The 19,109-nt window shown below is 35.1% G+C and carries 14 protein-coding genes and 1 other annotated feature; of the genes, 4 read left to right on the plus strand and 10 right to left on the minus strand.

Translation table 11 applies throughout. The features are described 5' to 3' along the window. Nucleotides 1–4 precede the first annotated feature (4 nt). The 4 genes from HWV59_RS19945 to HWV59_RS19960 are packed head-to-tail and all read right to left on the minus strand — an operon-like array spanning nucleotide 5 to nucleotide 5,147. Complete coding sequence (locus HWV59_RS19945) at nucleotides 5–1,666, minus strand: GspE/PulE family protein (RefSeq protein WP_175639841.1); 1,662 nt, start codon at nucleotides 1,664–1,666, stop codon at nucleotides 5–7. Between the two features lie 25 nt (nucleotides 1,667–1,691). After that, a complete protein-coding gene (locus HWV59_RS19950) occupies nucleotides 1,692–3,035 on the minus strand; it encodes a G5 domain-containing protein (protein ID WP_235991852.1) in 1,344 nt (447 codons plus the stop codon). An 18-nt stretch (nucleotides 3,036–3,053) separates the two neighbouring features. Further along, complete coding sequence (locus tag HWV59_RS19955) at nucleotides 3,054–3,830, minus strand: PRC-barrel domain-containing protein (RefSeq protein ID WP_175639843.1); 777 nt, start codon at nucleotides 3,828–3,830, stop codon at nucleotides 3,054–3,056. A gap of 36 nt (nucleotides 3,831–3,866) precedes the next feature. Next, nucleotides 3,867–5,147, minus strand: coding sequence for a hypothetical protein (locus HWV59_RS19960; RefSeq protein WP_175639844.1), 1,281 nt, complete (start codon nucleotides 5,145–5,147; stop codon nucleotides 3,867–3,869). Between the two features lie 146 nt (nucleotides 5,148–5,293). Here HWV59_RS19960 and HWV59_RS19965 point away from each other — a divergent pair, with 146 nt between their 5' ends. The 3 genes from HWV59_RS19965 to HWV59_RS19975 are packed head-to-tail and all read left to right on the plus strand — an operon-like array spanning nucleotide 5,294 to nucleotide 8,149. Beyond that, entirely contained in the window at nucleotides 5,294–5,815 is a 522-nt protein-coding gene (locus HWV59_RS19965) for a type IV pilus modification PilV family protein (protein WP_175639845.1), read from the plus strand. Beyond that, nucleotides 5,799–6,428 (plus strand): type IV pilus modification PilV family protein, encoded by a 630-nt coding sequence (locus HWV59_RS19970; RefSeq protein ID WP_175639846.1) that lies wholly within the window; start codon nucleotides 5,799–5,801, stop codon nucleotides 6,426–6,428. The genes HWV59_RS19965 and HWV59_RS19970 overlap by 17 nt, the downstream gene beginning before the upstream one ends. 14 nt (nucleotides 6,429–6,442) lie before the next feature. Continuing rightward, nucleotides 6,443–8,149: a hypothetical protein gene (locus HWV59_RS19975; RefSeq protein WP_175639847.1), complete on the plus strand. Its 1,707-nt coding sequence runs from the start codon at nucleotides 6,443–6,445 to the stop codon at nucleotides 8,147–8,149. Between the two features lie 50 nt (nucleotides 8,150–8,199). Here HWV59_RS19975 and HWV59_RS19980 read toward each other — a convergent pair whose 3' ends face one another. The 3 genes from HWV59_RS19980 to HWV59_RS19990 form a co-directional block, all read right to left on the minus strand. Further along, nucleotides 8,200–10,155 (minus strand): vWA domain-containing protein, encoded by a 1,956-nt coding sequence (locus HWV59_RS19980; protein ID WP_175639848.1) that lies wholly within the window; start codon nucleotides 10,153–10,155, stop codon nucleotides 8,200–8,202. Between the two features lie 285 nt (nucleotides 10,156–10,440). Next, nucleotides 10,441–11,769, minus strand: coding sequence for a bifunctional folylpolyglutamate synthase/dihydrofolate synthase (locus HWV59_RS19985; protein WP_175639849.1), 1,329 nt, complete (start codon nucleotides 11,767–11,769; stop codon nucleotides 10,441–10,443). A 91-nt stretch (nucleotides 11,770–11,860) separates the two neighbouring features. Continuing rightward, nucleotides 11,861–14,509: a valine--tRNA ligase gene (locus HWV59_RS19990; RefSeq protein WP_102230785.1), complete on the minus strand. Its 2,649-nt coding sequence runs from the start codon at nucleotides 14,507–14,509 to the stop codon at nucleotides 11,861–11,863. Between the two features lie 72 nt (nucleotides 14,510–14,581). Further along, nucleotides 14,582–14,824, minus strand: a binding site (T-box leader). 229 nt (nucleotides 14,825–15,053) lie between these two features. Here HWV59_RS19990 and HWV59_RS19995 point away from each other — a divergent pair. Further along, a complete protein-coding gene (locus tag HWV59_RS19995; protein ID WP_026558584.1) occupies nucleotides 15,054–15,245 on the plus strand; it encodes a hypothetical protein in 192 nt (63 codons plus the stop codon). Between the two features lie 50 nt (nucleotides 15,246–15,295). Here the strand turns inward: HWV59_RS19995 and ysxE are convergent, their stop codons facing one another. The 3 genes from ysxE to hemL form a co-directional block, all read right to left on the minus strand. Further along, nucleotides 15,296–16,324 carry a spore coat protein YsxE gene (gene ysxE / locus HWV59_RS20000; protein ID WP_175639850.1) on the minus strand — a complete coding sequence of 343 codons (1,029 nt, stop codon included), beginning with the start codon at nucleotides 16,322–16,324 and terminating at the stop codon, nucleotides 15,296–15,298. A 167-nt stretch (nucleotides 16,325–16,491) separates the two neighbouring features. After that, nucleotides 16,492–17,682 carry a stage VI sporulation protein D gene (gene spoVID / locus HWV59_RS20005; protein ID WP_175639851.1) on the minus strand — a complete coding sequence of 397 codons (1,191 nt, stop codon included), beginning with the start codon at nucleotides 17,680–17,682 and terminating at the stop codon, nucleotides 16,492–16,494. 130 nt (nucleotides 17,683–17,812) lie between these two features. Beyond that, on the minus strand, nucleotides 17,813–19,099 hold the full coding sequence (gene hemL, locus HWV59_RS20010) for a glutamate-1-semialdehyde 2,1-aminomutase (RefSeq protein WP_175639852.1): 1,287 nt from the start codon (nucleotides 19,097–19,099) through the stop codon (nucleotides 17,813–17,815). Nucleotides 19,100–19,109 lie beyond the last annotated feature (10 nt).

Raw genomic sequence — 19,109 nt, forward strand, 5'->3', positions numbered from 1 at the left:
TCACCTACTCCGCTACGGTTACGCGTAAAATTTCTTCTGTTGTAGTAAAGCCTTGTTTCACTTTTAGTAGTCCATCATCAATTAAAAAAATTGTTTTATGTTTAATCGCGATCTCACGAAGCTTTGAAAATGGCTCATTATTCATAATGACTCTCTTCATTTCATCATTTAATACCAACAATTCATGAATCGCAATACGTCCTTTATAACCAGTCATATTACACGTACCACAGCCCCTGCCTCTAACGACACGATCAATCGTCAGGCCCAGTTTAGCAAAAATCTCAATTTCCCTTTGTGTAGCCGTTTGTTCCTGTGCACAGTCTCTACATACTTTACGAACAAGACGTTGAGCGACAACACCAGTGAGAGATGAAGCAACTAGAAAAGGCTCAACACCCATGTCAACTAAACGGGTAATTGTTCCAAGTGAGTCATTTGTATGCAGTGTACTTAAGACTAAATGTCCTGTTAAAGATGCACGAACTGCTACATCAGCTGTTTCACGGTCACGGATTTCCCCGACCATAATAATGTTTGGATCTTGACGAAGGATGGAACGTAATCCCTTTGCAAATGTCATCCCAATATTGGTATTTACTTGTATCTGATTAATTCCTTCAAGCTGGTATTCAACAGGATCTTCAATCGTAATAATGTTTACTTCTTCTGAATTCAAGTGGTTTAAAGCGGCATACAATGTTGAAGATTTCCCGGAGCCGGTTGGACCCGTGATAAGCAAAATTCCGGTTGGACTTTCGATAAGCTCTTTAAATCGCTGCAAATTCAAACGATTGAACCCTAATTTATTCAAGTCATTTAATGTACTACCAAGATCTAAAATACGCATAACAATTTTTTCACCATAAATGGTTGGAAGTGTTGAAACACGTAAGTCAATAGGATGAAAATCAATATGCATTTTAATTCTTCCATCCTGCGGTACACGGTGCTCGGTAATATCTAAATTCGCCATGATTTTTAAGCGTGCTATTAACACGCTTTGCATATGCTTTGGAAATGTCCGCTCATTTTTTAAAATTCCATCAACTCGATAACGAATAAGTAATTTTGTTTCCTGAGGGTCAATATGAATATCACTTGCTTTTTGTTGGACAGCATTTTGCAGAATTTGATTCACAAGCCGAACAACTGGTGAATCATCACTCGTGATTTTCTCTTCTTGTACTTCATCTTGGACTGTAAGTTGATTCATGATATCTGACATGTTATCATCAATTTCATAATATTTATTTATCGTTCTTAATATATCGTCCTTTGAAGCAATAGCTGTTTCAATTTGGAAGCCTGTTGCGAGGCGAAGGTCATCAATTGCAAAGAAATCCATTGGATCAGCCATTGCAACGAATAGCTTATCACCTTCAACTTTGATCGGAATAAGTAAATTCCGCTTCGCCATTTCTTTTGGTACCAGCTTAATTAGCTTTTGATCAAAAGGAAAGCGATACAAACTTACGTGTGGTATGCCTAATTGAAATTCAAGAACTTCAATTAATTGTTGTTCCGTAATATATCCTCTTTCCAACAAGGCATCTCCCAGTCGTTGCCCCTTTTGCTTTTCAGCTAAAGCAGACTGTAGCTGTTCCTCTGTAATAAGGCCTGAATCTATCAGTAAATCTCCTAATCTCTTTCTTGTGTCGTTCATGTAAATCCCTTCTTTTTTCTCGAAGTTACTTTTCTAAAGCGTCTTTAGTAGGAGTTTCCCATAGCCCATCACGTTGTGTGTTACTTGTTTCCGTTTGGGAGGTTTGGTTTCCATCAGTTTCACTGACTTGCTCATCAGAAGACTCATTTTGTTCAGAACCAGTTGTTGATCTGTTTGTTGTATCTTCTTCTATACTTTGAGAACTTCCTTCATCAACTATTTCAGTAGCGTTTTCTACCATTCTATTAATTAGACCCGTTTCAATAATTTTATGAGTTGGAGGATAAAAATCTTCAGCTATTTGTTCTGATTCCACAAACACATCGTTTGCATCATATACCTCCCGGAACACTTTCACTAAAAGACCTTCTTTACCAGCTTGCTTCACGTCTTCTTTTCCTTCATCTAATAAGCTCGTGTAGCGAACAATTGTCTTTGGAGAATATGATGTTTTATCTTCAAACTTCACGCGATAATTTTGCAGGAAAGGAGCACCATTCACTTTGACATTAAGACTTCCATTCATTAATTGGAATGTAAGTGTATAATCCGTTTCGTTAGGATTGAACCATTTAAGATCCGATGAATCCGTCTCAATCAAAGCTTCATATCCTAGTTCTATATGTTCAGGCAATGATTCACTCGTTTGACGCTCTACAATCACAAAATTAGTCAATAATATCGTTTTATAAATAGCGGATGAGACAATATCTAGTCCTTCTTGTGGTAGCTTTGAATCTCCAATCAATTCAAGTAAAGAAACCTGTGACTGTGCTGGAACCTCAACTGTTCCAAGGGCACTTAATACTTTTTGAACATCATCTTGATTAAAAGGTGCAGCTAGCGTATTTTCAGCTGCTATTGATTCAACATCATCCCTCATAAAGGCCTCAACTGTAAAATATTGCTTCTCATTCGTCATTTTGTTTAATGAATTAATAAGCGTGGACTGTAAAAGGTTGTGATCAATTGCTTCATATTGATCTTGTAATACACTTTTTAAATCTGCTTCATACACATCTTGATTGATTTGTACGACAAAACCATTTCCTTTTCCATTGTTGGCTTGCTCTATCGTTGCAGGTATATCAATGGTAAAAAAGAATTCATTCACTACGATTTTTTCTCCATTAATGAGAAGCAGAAGATTTTCTTCTTTAAACCAAGCTGCTAAGTTTTCCTCTAGTTTCTTTTCGGCCTGATTCCTAGTCATGTTCTCTATCTGAATAGACGCAATTTGTGTACCCGGTTTTAATGAGCCTTTATTAAGAAATGCGTCAAACGCCATGACACCGACATGAGAGAAGCTAATTAGATAAACAGTGGAAATAAGCAAGATACTAACTATTTTTAACCATCTGTTTGCCATCAAAATCGGTTACTCCTTTTATAGTTCTGTATTCATTGACAATTCAACAAACGTACTAGGACCTTCATCCTGTGCTTTTTTAATGTCTTCGATTGTTAACGTTGTACCTTTTTCAATAATTACTTGCTGGTTTGCACCATAAATGTCTTTAATGACTTTTTTCCCTTCAAGTAAATCAATTTGCTTTGCTTTTATTGAATCAATTTCTTGATGACTTAAGTCATCCTCCTTTATTTCGTTTACAGGAGTAATTTCTTCGATTAATTCTTCCACCACATCTTCAAGCTCGTGGTTTTCAACTAATTTTTCTGCAGAATTTAAAAATTGGGCAGATGCTTCTTCTTTTACAACAAGGATATCTTTACCGAAAGTAAGGACAAACTCTGATTTAATGAAAACATCTTGGTTATTTACATTTAAATGCAATCCAATGATTTGTCCCGTATCTTCATTCACAAAGTATTCCTTTACTTCTCCAAGAAGCTGTCCTTTACGAGTCATCACTCTGGTATCTGTAATTTTAATTCGTTTGTTTACAAGCTGATTAGCGATAGGAATTTCATTTAAATCAATGATGGCATTATCGGAATCAATCGTTAATGCAAATTCCCCAATACCAATAACCTTACTAAACGGAATAGCTTTTACACTTACTTGCCAATCATCATGCTCAACAGTTAGAAAATCGACCGTTCCTTTTTCCGGATTGATAACAAGAGATTTCACACTACCGAGCTCTAATCCAGCTGAAATACCAATAATTGGTAATCCTAAAATTTCAGTACTTTTCTTCATCATACACACACCTATTCTCTATACTTTTTATATCGATCATTGTATCCATAATAATTGTTGAATTAAGAGTGGATATTTTCTCAATTTCTCATTCATATCGCTAAGTAGCAACTCATATTTTTCTTTATTGTCTGTTTGTCGATAATAAAATAAAAGTTCTTTCGCAAATAAAAAGCAGTCTTTTTCAGACTTCGCTTCCTCAATAGCCTTTTGTAAGATCTTTTCATATTCTGTCGCAGATAGAACTTGTTTATAAACATGAAGTTGGTCGAGAAGCATATTTAAAATACTATTTGAAATGTCATTGTTGTTCGGTTCTTCCAGGTCAATATTCTCATCTTCGTGAGTGTAATTTCTTATTTGACCAGCTTCATTTTGACTTAGTTCTTTTTCCTTAGTTTCATCTATCTCTTGAATTGGTTGATCTAATACAACCTCGCCTAATTCCTGAATCGGGACTTCCTTTTCAGTTTCGACTATTTCATAAGAAACCTTTTCACTATTTTCCGTCTCAGCCTCAACAATTATGTTGTTAACGTCATTTAGAGCTTCTTCCGAATCTTTATTAGGAGTATCATTCATAATATTTTCAAAAAGGTCATTTAAATCCGGGGACACATCTACATTAGGATCAATGGTTTCATTTTGTAGATTATGTTCATCCATCACTTCACTTTCACGACCTTCGAAAAGCTCCAATAAAAAGTCATCTGTACCTCCCTGCTCATCCTTTTTAGGAAAGCCTTCATTATCCTTTGTGGATGCAACCTCTGACAGAGAACTTAGTTCAGCTTTATGCTCAATCGTTAACTCCTCATTAAGCTGAGTATTTTTGTCAAATTGTTCAAAGAAATCCGCGAGTTCATCTCTATCTTTTTCAACAGGAGAAATATCATTATTTACTCTAGTATTCTCGATATCCATATGCTCCTCAGAATTATCAGTTTCAACAATCGGTACTTCAATAGAAGTTTCTTCGTTAACTACAATCTCCTCAACCATTTGACTACTAGTAACCTGTTCTTCGTTCATTAACATTACTTCATTCCTAGTATCAACTGATTCAAATACCTCTTCCTGTTCAAAAAGGAATTGTTTTTTGCTTAACAAATATCCTAAAGAAAACAGAATAACAATGATCGCTGTTGCAGCCTGCCATATTGGTATAACTTGAACAGTAAAGGTAAATAATGCAGCAAATAATAAAGCGATACTCACTAGGAGTATTCTCCCCCGTTTTTGTATTCCAATCGGCAGAATATACATAATTGGAACTAGTAATACGAAGCCGACTAACAGCAATAAATATACCTTCAAACCATCACCCCGCTAGTGATTAAGTATTATTTCCTATTTTTCTATCATTTGCACCATTTATTCAGTCAAAAATAACTAAAAAAAGACAAAAATCGACTATAACTTATTGTATAATAAAGTCGACCTATTGGAAAGAAGGGATTGGAATGAAATTCAATTTGGTAAAACTTTTCTCCCATAACAAAGGGTTTACTTTGATAGAGGTTATGCTTTCTATTGTCATATTCAGTATCTTAACACTAGGATTATTAGCCTTATTTTCTCAAGCGATGAACTATTCTCAAAAAAGTGAAAATGACACTTTAGGTGTGTATGCTGCAAGAAATATGTTGAATTATATGGAACAGCAAAACTTTGAAGAAATGAAAAGTAAATATGTCGATGGCTTATCCGATGAAGGACAAGGGTCATCAATCGTTTTAAAAGTGGATGTTTGTGAAAAATGGTATAGCGGGTCAAGTGAGGAAATGATAAAAAAGAAATCAATTTGTAAATATACATTCAATCCAGACCTAAACAACCGTACCTTCTCTATTAACGTTACACTCAAGAAGCATAGTGAATCTGACCTTTCCTCATCCCTTATACCCATGGAAATTCACGTTCAGTGGGATGATGACAACGAAACTACTTTAGAAGGGTTTATCAAAAATGAAAAACTTCGTTAAATATGTTAAGAATGAAAATGGGGTATCGTTAGTTGAAGTATTGGCAACTATATTGATTTCTTCTATTTTGTTAGTTGTCGTATATAATGTGTTTCATATGGGAATCAAGTCCTATGAGCGTATTGGTATTGAAATGCAGTTAAGAGATGAAGCGGATTATATTGTTTCGTCTATTATGAAAGAATTATATGAAGCCCCTATTGATTCAGTTGAGTCATGTGGAGAAGATTGCATTACGATCACTCATAATACAACTCTTAATGTTGATAAAGATTTTCCATCTATTATTACCGAAGAAAAGTTAGATGTAGAAAAAAACATCACCATCAAAATGGATGATAGTCATGTGAACCTTTCCTTTCAAGGTTATACAGATGAAATACCTCAAAGAAATTTACTTAATGATAAATATCTGCTTTTCCTTGAAGAAGATGTGGGAAATGAGGAAAAATCAAAAATAGAAATCAATGAGTGTATTAACAACGACAATAATGAATACACCTGTGAAGAAGGTTTAATTAATATGGTTCTTCATATCCAACATAAAGATTTTACAAAAGACAGTCTAATTTCAGCAGATCCTGTTAAACTGGAAAGCAAATTTGGATTTTAAAGAGGTGCAAGTGATTGGCAAACGAAAGAGGTAATACACTCATAACCGTACTTCTTGTATCATTAATTTTCACCATTTTAGGATTAGCGATTGTATCTGCCACGATAAATAGTAATCAACGAACTGGTGTAAGAGTTGATGATATTGAGTTGACTGCAGAAGCTACTAAAAATCTGAATGAAGCGATCGCTATTTTTAATACAGAAATACTTAAAGATGAAGATGAAGGTGGGAAAATATTATTATCTGAACAAAACTTGAATATTGGTGAACTTGATTCTAATTTAGGAGATATTAGTACGGATATTTCAGAATCCTATTCTAAAAACAAGAATCATTCACTTACCATAACTGATATTACAGAAGATGAAAAGTTTGGAAACATTGATAAAACAAAACAACTTACTCGTATTTTTAAATTCTCTTACACTATTAAAAATGAAGATGGTGCAAACATAACAAAGACTGTTTCCAGAAACATCTACCTTTCACCTACACCTAGCTTTTTAAACTATGCAATAGGCTCAGGACCAGATGGGATTGTTGATATAAATGGTGCCGCTGAAATTAGAGGTGATATATTTGGGGGAATCATCAATACTGAAGATACTGCATATTTCATCGATGATGATTCCAAAAACAATGAAGAAAATATAAGTAAGGGAAAAACACTGTATCCTCAGCTTGGATCAAATTCTGAGGATGATCGCTTCTTGGCAAATGTTTCATTCAAAAAAAATATTAATGAAGTGGAAGACATCCCAACAATATTGCAAGATTTAGATCAATACTTCTATAAAAATTCTTATATGACGATTACAAAAGATACATCAGAATTTATCGATGTAAACTTTGAAAACACTTTAGCACAAATATTTAATGATCTTTCAGGCTCTAAACAATTCGATGGAGTCAATTTTGGATCAACCGAACTAGCTGCACATGCAGTACAAACGTTGATGTCAAACAATGCCGATATTGAACAGATTGCCTTTTGTGATCAGAATGTGACAGTTTCACCAAAAGCGTATGTGTATACTTCAAATGTCATACAAGGGGACACATGTACGAACCAATTAGAATCCAGCTGGTTCATTGTAAATGGTGACCTTCAGATACCAAGAGATACAGAGATACCGGGTAATATCATTGTGACAGGAAACTTAATTATTGAAGGAAATAATTATGAAGGGAATAACATAAGTAAGGACGAAGATACTGAAGATGACGATGTCTTTTTTGATTCAACCATTTATGTTGTTGGTACTACGAGGATTTCACACACAAATATCAAAAGTTTAGATAATCCCAAAGCAAAACTAATTTTAATGTCTAAGGGAAACCTCTTTATAAACCGTATTAATGAATTTAATAGTATTAAAAATGTAGAACCTTTAGATGCATTCTTTTATACTGATTCAGATGCTGAATTATATGGGGTTGGTTCACTCTTTAGAATAAATGGAGGGTTATTTGCAAAAAAACAATTGACCATTAATGCTATAAGGCAGGATTCAATAGAAAGAAATGCAGAAAATAAACTAGGAAACGAGATTGATCCTGTTCGACGTCAAGAAACACAAGCTTCGCGTTTTTATGTCGAATATGATAAGTCAGTGCTTTTGGATCCAGACCGATTAAGCTCCCTGCCTAGAGTTGATAAATATCAAATTTTACTTGATCAACAAATTGTACAAGATGGAGAAGGAAAAACTGATTAATAATTTCCACAATAAAAAGGCAGATTCACAAACGAATCTGCCTTTTTTCTTTACCATTTGAAATCATCTTTGTTTTCTAGATTGGAATTTTTTGTAACGATAACTCTCAGCCTGTCTGATATGGAAGGGTATTTTTCATCGGCAATTGCTTCAATATCGGTAATACCTATTTCCCTACCTTCCACATACCAGTCACCATCTTTTTTATAGATACCGATCGGGGATTTGGATCCCTGATTAATAACTTCTTTAATTGATTGATTTGTTGCACTGCTTGGAAAGAATGACAAGTAATCTTTAACCTTAAATACTTCCCCGACTTTTATAGATTTCGTTTCCTGGTTAAATTGTATTTGTTCCAATGGACTTTCCACAATGATTTTCATCGTATCTGAAATTGAAGGATACTTTTCATCCGCAATTGCTTCAATAGACGTATTTCCTCCTTCTCTTCCTTTCACATACCATTCACCATCTTTTTGATAAATACTAATTGGCGATTGAAATCCCTTATTAACAACTTCTCTAATTAATTGATTTGTAGCATCATTTGGGAAAAATGATAAATAGTCTTTTACTTTAAATTCTTCCCCGACTTTAATCGTTTTTGTTTCCTGGGTGAAATTTATTTGCTTCAAAGGATTGATTACCACTATTTTATATGGAATATCTCTTTTCGCAACATCCCCCGAATTATATAGAACATCAAATTTAAATTCAAATTCACCAGGTGTTAAAAACGTTAATGGCAGTTCATAATGAAGTGAAGCATCTCCGGCTTTTGGTGGAGTTGGATTATATTTAATATCTTTTAAGTTCATAATCACTTCATTATCAGTAATGGCAATTTGATCATTTTGTTGAACCGTAACCCCTTTTGGAAGCTCAAATTTTAAAAAGCCATTAGATAACGAGCTATATTCATCAGAAATACTCGAAGAGATGTCTTCGAAAATTTCTACAATATTATCTGGAGTCGCTCGTTCTGCCTTTCCATTTGACATAGCTGATAACTCTGTTAAATAATTCATATCGAGTTGATTTTGATTGCCGAAACCAATTGATAATAAGGTAATATCATTCTCAGCCAATATTCTTGCCTGTTCTCGACCATGCTCTTTAATGGATTCAGGTACAGTAGATTTATAGCGATCTAATAGATATGGACCTGTTTCATGTTCAATAATGATATTGTTTTGTTCTGAATTAGAATCGAAGTGCAATAGATACTCACCTTTGATATATTTATAATTATCAGAAATGATATAATAATCATTATCATAAAGAGTAAATTTTCCACTTAAAAGCTTTTCTCTGTATGAGCCATAGCCATGTATTCTTTCATAAATTTCATGTTGTATTAGTTGTGGATAGTAGTTACCTTTTACATTTTCATACTTTGAAGAGTTAGTTGGTTTTCCATCGGTCATGAAGATAATGTATTGATCGCGCTCACCACTGAATTTACCCTTATCCTTTGCATTTAACAACATATTCGCTGCTTCACGTAATGCATCAGTATAATTAGTTCCACCTAAAGCTGGAGCTTGTTTAGTTTTATTGGCAACAACATTAGGATTCGAGTGAAGACCATTTAATGTATAAACATGGTTAACTCCACTATCAAAAGCTACTAAACCATATCGATCATCAAAGCCCTTATTCTTATTTTCAAAGAAAATATCCACACCTTCTTGAACCGCTTCTTGTGCAAGCTCAAGTTTTGTTTTATATCTACTAACATCGTCTGCCATTGACCCGGACTTGTCAAAAACAATCACAACATCCATAGGTTTACGTCTATTAGATGATGCTGTTCCCTCCGGAATCAAATCAAACATAACTGTCGTCGTAACTTTCCCATCATCACCTATTTCCAAAGATTGCTGTCCACCGACTGTCGCATTAATCGAGAGGCCATCCACAGCTAGTACTTTATTAACAGGTAAGAAAGATGGAATGAGCAAAAATATACCCAGTATTATGGCAAATATCCTATTAAACATAAATAAAAAAACCTCCCACGACAATATACTCAATCCTTGGACTATCTATCAGAAGAAAGATAGTCCAATTATACCAAATGGGAAGATGAAATATAATAGATTCATATAAATTTTACATAACGCTACATGATCAGACAATTATTGCACAGGAAATATTTCCTGTTATAAAAAAAATAATGGCGAAAGATGTTAAGAAATCAAGGTAAACTTGTACTTCTTTTCCATTCTTTCGCCTGTTTGTGAATTTGAACAATATGTAACTAATTAAATCTTTGTTAAGCACTATTATTTATTAATCTCTGTAGACTTATTGCTAAGTAGGTAATTTCTTATGGTGGAAATGAAATAGAGTGAGCCTGTTACAATGATTATATCGCTCTTTTCATTTTTATATGAAAAAACTAACTCATCCAATAGTTCTTGCCAAGACTCCGAAAAAGATTTGTCTTCCAAATCACATGCAGAAAATAAATCTTCAGCTTTGGCGGCTCTCGGAAACTCAAACGTCGTAAAATGCATAGACGTTGCTACAGTACTTAATCGCTCTATCATTTTTTTGTAATTTTTATCACTTAACGCACTGAATAAGATATGAATTCTTGAATGTGAATAATGCCTGTTAGCTGTATCAATTAAGCTTTCAATTCCCTCATCATTGTGAGCGCCGTCAACGATTACAACCGGATTTTCCTGGATGAGCTCAAAGCGGCCCTTCCATATTGATTTTTTTATTCCAACTAACACTTGATCAATGGTAATTTTGACTACTCCTTGATCCATTAAATAATCAATAACGGAAATTGCAAGTGCTGCATTTTTGATTTGGTGATTTCCTCTCATCTTAATTTTAACATCTTCATATGTATTGTGTTTCGTTTGAATTGTAAACATTTCACCTTGTTCCCAGGTTGAGAGGTTCTTAATACTTATATCTGTTCCAAGTGAATAACAAGGAGCCTCCCTCTCTTTTGCTGTTTGTGCCAGTACGTCGAGTGCTTCTTCTTTTTCTGCTGCTGTGAAGATTGGTTTTCCCTTTTTAATAATGCCTGCTTTCTCACGGGTAATTTCGGTAATCGTGTTACCGAGTATATTCATGTGATCATACCCTATGTTTGTGATGACAGATATAATAGGATCAATGATGTTTGTCGAATCCAATCTACCGCCGAGACCTGTTTCAAGCAATAAAAAGTCAGGTTTATTCACTTTACCAAAGTACAAGAACATCATGGTTGTAATGATTTCAAATTCAGTAGGTGAGCCAAGGTCTGTTTCTTCAATTTTCTCAACATATGGTTTTACTTCATTTACAAGTTGTAACATCTCATCATCTGTTATTGGCTGACCATTTATACTTATACGTTCATTAAACGTTTCGATATATGGTGAAGTAAACGTTCCCACGTTGTAATCTGCTTCCATGAGCATGTGCAGCATATAAGAAATTGTAGAGCCTTTTCCATTTGTTCCTGCTACATGAATGGTTGGGATATTATTTTCGGGATGACCCAACTCGTTTAAGAGCCATTCCATTCTTTTGAGACCTGGTTTCACTCCAAATTTTAAACGGTCATGTATCCAGTTTATTGAATCTTCATACTTTGTAAACACCATTCATTCCCTCCTTTAGAACCATGTAAAAACTCGGGGGAACTAATAACAGCACCACCCGAGTCACACTTTTATTTCAATCTACACTTAGCTTTTATCCTCTTAGTTCTTGGATCCGAGCTAAAACGATGTCTCGTTTTTCCAAATAATCTTTTTCTTTTGCTTTCTCTTCCTCAATAACCTTTTCAGGTGCTTTCTTTAAGAAGCCTTCGTTTCCAAGTTTCTTTTGAACGCGTTCAACTTCTTTATCAAGTTTTTCGCGTTCTTTTTCAAGACGCTTAATTTCTTCTTCGATATTGATCAAGCCTTCAATTGGCAGGATGATTTCAGCGCCTGTCACAACAGCTGTCATGGATTTTTCGTTCGATGTTACATCCGTTACAATCGTTAATGAGCTTGTGTTACAGAATTTCTCAATATAAGCACGATTATTTTCAAGTTGAGTTAACACATCTTGATCTTTTGCCTTAATTTGCATTGGAATCTGTTTGCTCATTGGCGTATTTACCTCAGAACGAATGTTACGAACGGCACGAATGACTTCTACTAATAGTTTCATTTCTGCTGCCGCTTCATGATCTGTTAATTGTTCATTAACTGTTGGCCACGCCGCAACTGTAATAGATTCACCTTGATGTGGCAGTGACTGCCAGATTTCTTCTGTAATAAATGGCATGAATGGATGTAATAATCTCATTGTGTTGTCTAACACATAAGCCAGAATTGAACGAGTTGTTTTCTTCGCTGCTTCATCCTCACCATATAATGGCAGCTTCGCCATTTCAATGTACCAATCACAGAAATCATCCCAAATGAAGTTGTAAAGTAATCTTCCTACTTCACCAAACTCATATTTATCAGCCAGTTTTGTCACATTTTCAATGGTTTCATTTAAACGGGTTAAAATCCATTTATCAGCAACAGATTTTTCACCTGATAAGTCAATTTCTTCAAATGTAAGACCATCCATATTCATGAGAGCAAAGCGGGATGCATTCCAGATTTTGTTTGCAAAGTTCCAAGTAGATTCCACTTTTTCATAGCTGAAACGTAAATCTTGACCAGGTGAACTTCCTGTTGATAGGAAGTAACGTAATGAATCTGCTCCATATTGATCAATAACTTCCATCGGATCTACACCGTTACCTAATGACTTACTCATTTTACGTCCTTGCTCATCACGTACAAGTCCATGTATTAAAACATCCTTAAATGGACGTTTTCCTGTGAATTCAAGTCCTTGGAAGATCATACGAGATACCCAGAAAAAGATAATGTCATAGCCTGTAACAAGAGCATCTGTTGGATAATAGCGTTTGAAGTCTGCTGATTCTGTATCCGGCCAGCCCATTGTTGAAAATGGCCATAATGCAGAACTGAACCAAGTATCTAGAACATCATTATCCTGTGTCCAATTTTCAATATCTGCCGGCGGTTCTTGATTTACATATACTTCCCCTGTTTCTTTATGATACCAAGCAGGAATTCGATGTCCCCACCAAAGTTGACGGGAAATACACCAGTCACGAATGTTTTCCATCCAACGTAAATACGTTTTCTCAAATCGATCAGGAACAAAATTTACTTTATCATCTTCTTCCTGAAGTTTGATCGCTTCATCTGCCAGCGGCTGCATTTTAACAAACCATTGAGTTGAAAGATATGGTTCTACTACAGCACCGCTTCTCTCACTGTGACCAACAGAGTGCATATGTTCTTCAATTTTAAATAATACACCTTGTTCTTGTAGATCCTTCACAATTTTCTTTCTGCATTCAAAGCGATCTAAGCCATTATAAATTCCTGCATTTGAATTCATTGTTCCGTCTTCGTTCATAACAAGAATTCGCTCAAGATTATGGCGGTTTCCAAGTTCGAAGTCATTCGGATCATGAGCAGGTGTTATTTTAACAGCACCTGAACCGAACTCCATATCTACATAATCATCTCCAACAATCGGAATCTCACGTCCAACAATTGGTAAGATGACATTTTTACCGATTAAGTGTTTATAACGCTCATCTTCAGGATGAACCGCGACAGCCGTATCTCCAAGCATTGTTTCTGGACGAGTTGTTGCTACTTCGATTGAACCAGAACCATCAGCAAGTGGATAGCTCATATGATAAAAAGCACCTTGAACATCTTTATAGATAACTTCAATATCTGAAAGAGCTGTTTTTGTTTGCGGATCCCAGTTAATGATGTACTCACCGCGATAAATAAGTCCTTTGTTGTAAAGCGTAACGAATACTTCACGAACGGCTTTAGATAATCCTTCATCAAGGGTAAATCGTTCACGTGAATAATCTAAACCTAACCCGATTTTCGACCATTGCTCACGAATATGACCAGCGTATTCTTCTTTCCATTTCCAAGTTTCTTCAACGAATTTTTCACGTCCTAGATCATAGCGTGATTTACCTTCTTCACGCAGCTTCGCCTCTACCTTTGCTTGTGTCGCGATACCTGCATGGTCCATTCCCGGAAGCCATAAAACATCAAAGCCTTGCATTCTTTTCATACGAGTTAAGATATCTTGTAATGTTGTATCCCAAGCATGACCTAAGTGAAGCTTACCTGTTACATTTGGCGGCGGAATAACAATTGTATAAGGTTGTTTCGTTTCATCACCTGTAGCCTCAAAGTATTTTCCTTCTAACCAAAAGGAATAACGATTTTTCTCGATCGCATTCGGATCATATTTCGTTGGTAATGACAGCTGTTGTTCATTATTTTCCATTCTGTTTCCTCCTACTCACATATATTCTCCTTGGATTATCTGATAGTAAAAATAAAAAACTCCCTTCATCCATAAAAGGACGAAAGGAGAAAATTTCGCGGTACCACCTTTTTTTATAGACTGATTCTGCAAAAAAGCATAAATCAAATCTATACACTCAATATGATAACGGTTTTCACCGACCTCTTCTACTATTCTTTCAAGGAAGTAACTCCTGGGCGACCTTCCAAAGTATCATCTTAAGAAATCTTCCAGCAAGTGATTTCTCTCTCTGTAAAGTGATAACGATGTACTCTTCCCAATCAACGTTTACTAAATATGTAGTTGTTTCTTTTCATCTATCTTATATTACTAAATAATTCATTTTACCGTCAATATTTTCACCATTTTTCATAACATTCATACAGGCACTTATCACATTTTTTTGCATACCTTACATTAGTGGACGATTTGTACGAAAAACTCTTTGTTGAACATATTTTATGAGTACTTTTAAAAAAGGTGAAGTTTTTTTCTAAAAGAGTGTTTAAGGAGGGGTTATGAAATGAAAAAGCGTTATAATCCATATTCTCTACCACCATGGGTTAGACAAATTCGAGAGGTTGGTATTCAAATTATTATTCCGCTAACGATATTCCAAGGTATACGTACTGTGTTTTTTCCTACAACATTTGATGTTCTCCTGTTAGGGATATTAATTGGATTGGCTATTGCTTTAAGGTATGATTGGATTTAAAAATATTTAAGGGACAGGAACAAATCTTCCTCTCCCTTTTTAAAAAAGTACTATGCTTGGGCCTCTGCTTCCATTTTCTTTTTCTCTTCAATTTCAGATACTTTCATCACAAAGTATTCGATATTTTTAAATTGCCAGTACGCCTTTACTAGGTGTCTGTTTTGATCCAACTCAGAATGCTGTTTATTATTTTTATTATAATTTTTTATTAATTGACATAATCGATCCGGATAAGCTAAATAACTTAAAAACAGGCTCATTTCTTCAGAGTTATAAGGGTATGCCTTTTGATACGTATAAAACCAATTAATACAATCATCACTTTGAATAGGATAAGTGTTTGCCGTTCTATTCATAAACAGCAGAAAGTCATCGATTGGTGAAGCATATTTTGAACGCTCAAAATTCGTTAAATATCCGTTTCCATCATCATCATAAAGAAAGTGACGTGCGGAAATTTTCCCATGATTCAAGACAACTCTAGTTGTCTTTTTTTCATCCATTAGATTTGACCATTCTTCAAGTTTTCTCTTAGAAAAATCAATAGCACGTGATACTTCAGTGTAGTATGTGACAGCTTGTAATTCAAAAGGAGAAAGATAAATCTTTTGTTCACATTGCTCGACAAATGCTTCATACATGGCTTTCGTCTCATCCCACCGTTTTATCATTACATCATAATGGCTTTTTACATCCTGCTCATTGATGTCCAGCTTCTTTTCTGTTTTTTTATGAAGATTGGCTACTTCTTTAAATAGGTATTGATGTCTGGCATCCCGTTCCTCTTCTTGTTCATTTGATAACCAAGGCATCAAATAGTAATATTCACCATTATAATACGATAAAAGTTGCTGCTGGCTATTACTCACTAATGGTACATGTTGAGAATATTTATGGTCCTTTAACATTCTTAATGAATCTACAAAATAAGGATTAAATCCTTTTGTAAGTTTTTTTAATACAAACGGGCCTGTATCTGTATAGACCTTTATCGCTTTTTTACTCAGATCTTCAGTATATTCAGGATATAGATTGTAATCACGCAACAATGGACGAATTTCACTTAATTGCAATGGCACAGTTTTATTCACCTCAAATCGTCTTATGACCTCGAGGGGCTAAGCGCTGGAGCTGGACACAAAAACTAAGTACATAATTTATACTTTCTTACCTACTGAAAAAAACAGCTGAGGATCAGGTAGCCCCCATGCTGTTTTTTAATGCATCAAACTCAGGTCATATCTTCTTATTTACTAGTTGAGTAGGCTGGTATATAAAGAATTTGGCCTTCATAAACATCTTGATCAGCTTGAAATTCATTTACACGAACAATTTGTTGAACTGAGATTTCGTATCTTTCACTAATTGAATTAAGTGTATCCCCTTGTTGAACGATGCACATTTTTACACGTGAAAAATCTTCTTCTTCGTCTCTTGCGAACAAGCTGGTTAAATAGTGGGCATTTTTTTGACCTTTATGATCCTCTTCGTCTCTCGCATCCGCTTCTTTCATCTCTACAACTTCCTCAGACTTAACGTCTGGTTTTGAAAAGAAGGAATATTGAACTTCTTGTTGCTCTATGTTTTGTTCTTCTTTTCTTACTTCTACAGTAAATGGATCATAAAGGTCTTCTTGTTCTTTTTCTTGTTCTTGTTCTATTTCTAGCTCTTGTTCTTGATTTGATTCATTAAGTACTTCTTGCTGTTCAGGTTCTTCCTGTTCTTCTACATCAGATGTAAGTTCAGGTGAAATAATTTCTTCTGTATTTTCTTCCTCACGTGCTTCGTTTACCTCATCTTGAATGGTAATCGATGTTGGTGACAATTTGTCCACGTCAGAATCATCTGATTCATTTACATCATAAAATGACGAAAAAGGAGATACTGCCGTTCTTTCAGCTTCAACAATTGTCTCTACAGCATTTATTTCTGATTCATCCTTACTTTCTCTGAAAAGTGGTTCAAGATCTTCTTCTCTAGTTGCTTCAACAGATTCTTCAGTTTGCACAGTTTCACTATCTGCAATCCCACTGATTGATAAATCTGCTATTAATTTCAAACATTTAATTTCAGGAAGTTCATAATCAAAAGATTCGATCGATACATATACTTCATCTAATTGGGAAATTCGATTCCTCGGTATTGTAATATCTACCGGAAAGCGGTGGCTCAATTCACTAATGCCATCCTCTCTTGTTTCAACCTCATTGACATACCGTACATTTGCATATTCAAAGGAATCACCTTCACTACCATCTTGATCTATTTTGTATTCACCTGTCAGCTGTAATGCACCACGAATTGAAATGTACTGGTCATGTTCATGAATTGAAATATCGGGATCTAAAGAAATAGATAAAAGTTCAGATACTTCCTGTCCTTTTTGAAACCAAACAGATTCTTCTACAGAAAAACGTAGTTGCTGTTCCTGTGACAAAATAATTCCTCCTTTCAAATAGCCTAGTAAAATAACTATGACATTACAGATGTATGTCTGAATAAAGGAAAATATGATTTATTTTTGTACAAAAAAGATCCACCACATTCGTGATGGATCTTTGCTTCTTTTATTTTAATAAAGAAAATGCTTTTCTAGCTGCTTCAATTGTGCGGTCCAAATCTTCATCTGTATGAGCTGTAGATAGGAACAAGCCTTCAAATTGTGATGGAGGAAGGAATATTCCTTCATTAGCCATTGCTCGATAATACTTCGCAAAAAATTCCAGGTTTGATGTTTTTGCTTTTTCGTAATTTATTACATCCTCATTTGTAAAGAAAAAGCCAACCATAGACCCGGCACGGTTAATTGTATGAGGTATTTCATATTCTTTCGCAGCATTCGACAAACCGTCTTCCAGTTTATCTGCTTTTCGTTGAAATTCTATGTAAGATTCTCTTGTTAGTTGTTTTAATGTTTCATAACCTGCTGTCATCGCTAATGGATTTCCTGATAATGTCCCAGCTTGGTAAATTGGACCACTAGGAGCAATTTGCTGCATAATCTCTGCTTTTCCACCATAAGCACCAACAGGAAGACCTCCACCAATAACTTTACCTAAGCATGTTAAGTCCGGAGTCACACCATAAAAATCTTGTGCACAGCCATAGTCAACACGGAAGCCTGTCATAACTTCGTCAAAAATCAATAATGAACCATATTGTTCTGTTATTGAACGTAGTCCCTCAAGAAATCCTGGTTGAGGAGGCACTACACCCATATTACCAGCTACCGGTTCCACAATAACACCTGCAATATCTTCTCCAAATTGCTCAAAAGCATATCGAATACTTTCTAAATCGTTATAAGGAACTGTTATAGTGTTTTTAGCAATTCCCTCTGGCACACCTGGGCTATCTGGTAAACCTAAAGTCGCGACTCCTGAGCCTGCTTTAATTAATAAAGAATCACCATGTCCATGGTAACATCCTTCGAATTTCACAATTTTGTTGCGGCCGGTATACCCTCTCGCTAAACGTAGTGCACTCATCGTAGCTTCAGTTCCAGAGCTAACCATTCGTACAATCTCAATTGAAGGTACACGATCAATGACAAGCTTTGCGAGCTCATTTTCAATTAGCGTTGGTGCGCCGAAGCTTGTACCTGATTCAACAACCTTTTTGATTGCCTCTACCACTGTATCATTGGAATGACCATGAATAAGAGGCCCCCATGATAATACATAGTCTATATATTCATTTCCATCAATATCATATATTTTCGATCCTTTTCCACGTTCCATGAAAATCGGATTCATGCCAACTGATTTAAATGCTCTAACAGGACTATTTACTCCACCAGGCATTAAGTTCTGAGCTTCTTTAAATGCTGATTCACTATATTGATAACCATTCATTGAACGTTTC

Source organism: Metabacillus schmidteae (genome assembly GCF_903166545.1).
GTDB classification, from domain to species: Bacteria; Bacillota; Bacilli; order Bacillales; family Bacillaceae; genus Metabacillus; species Metabacillus schmidteae.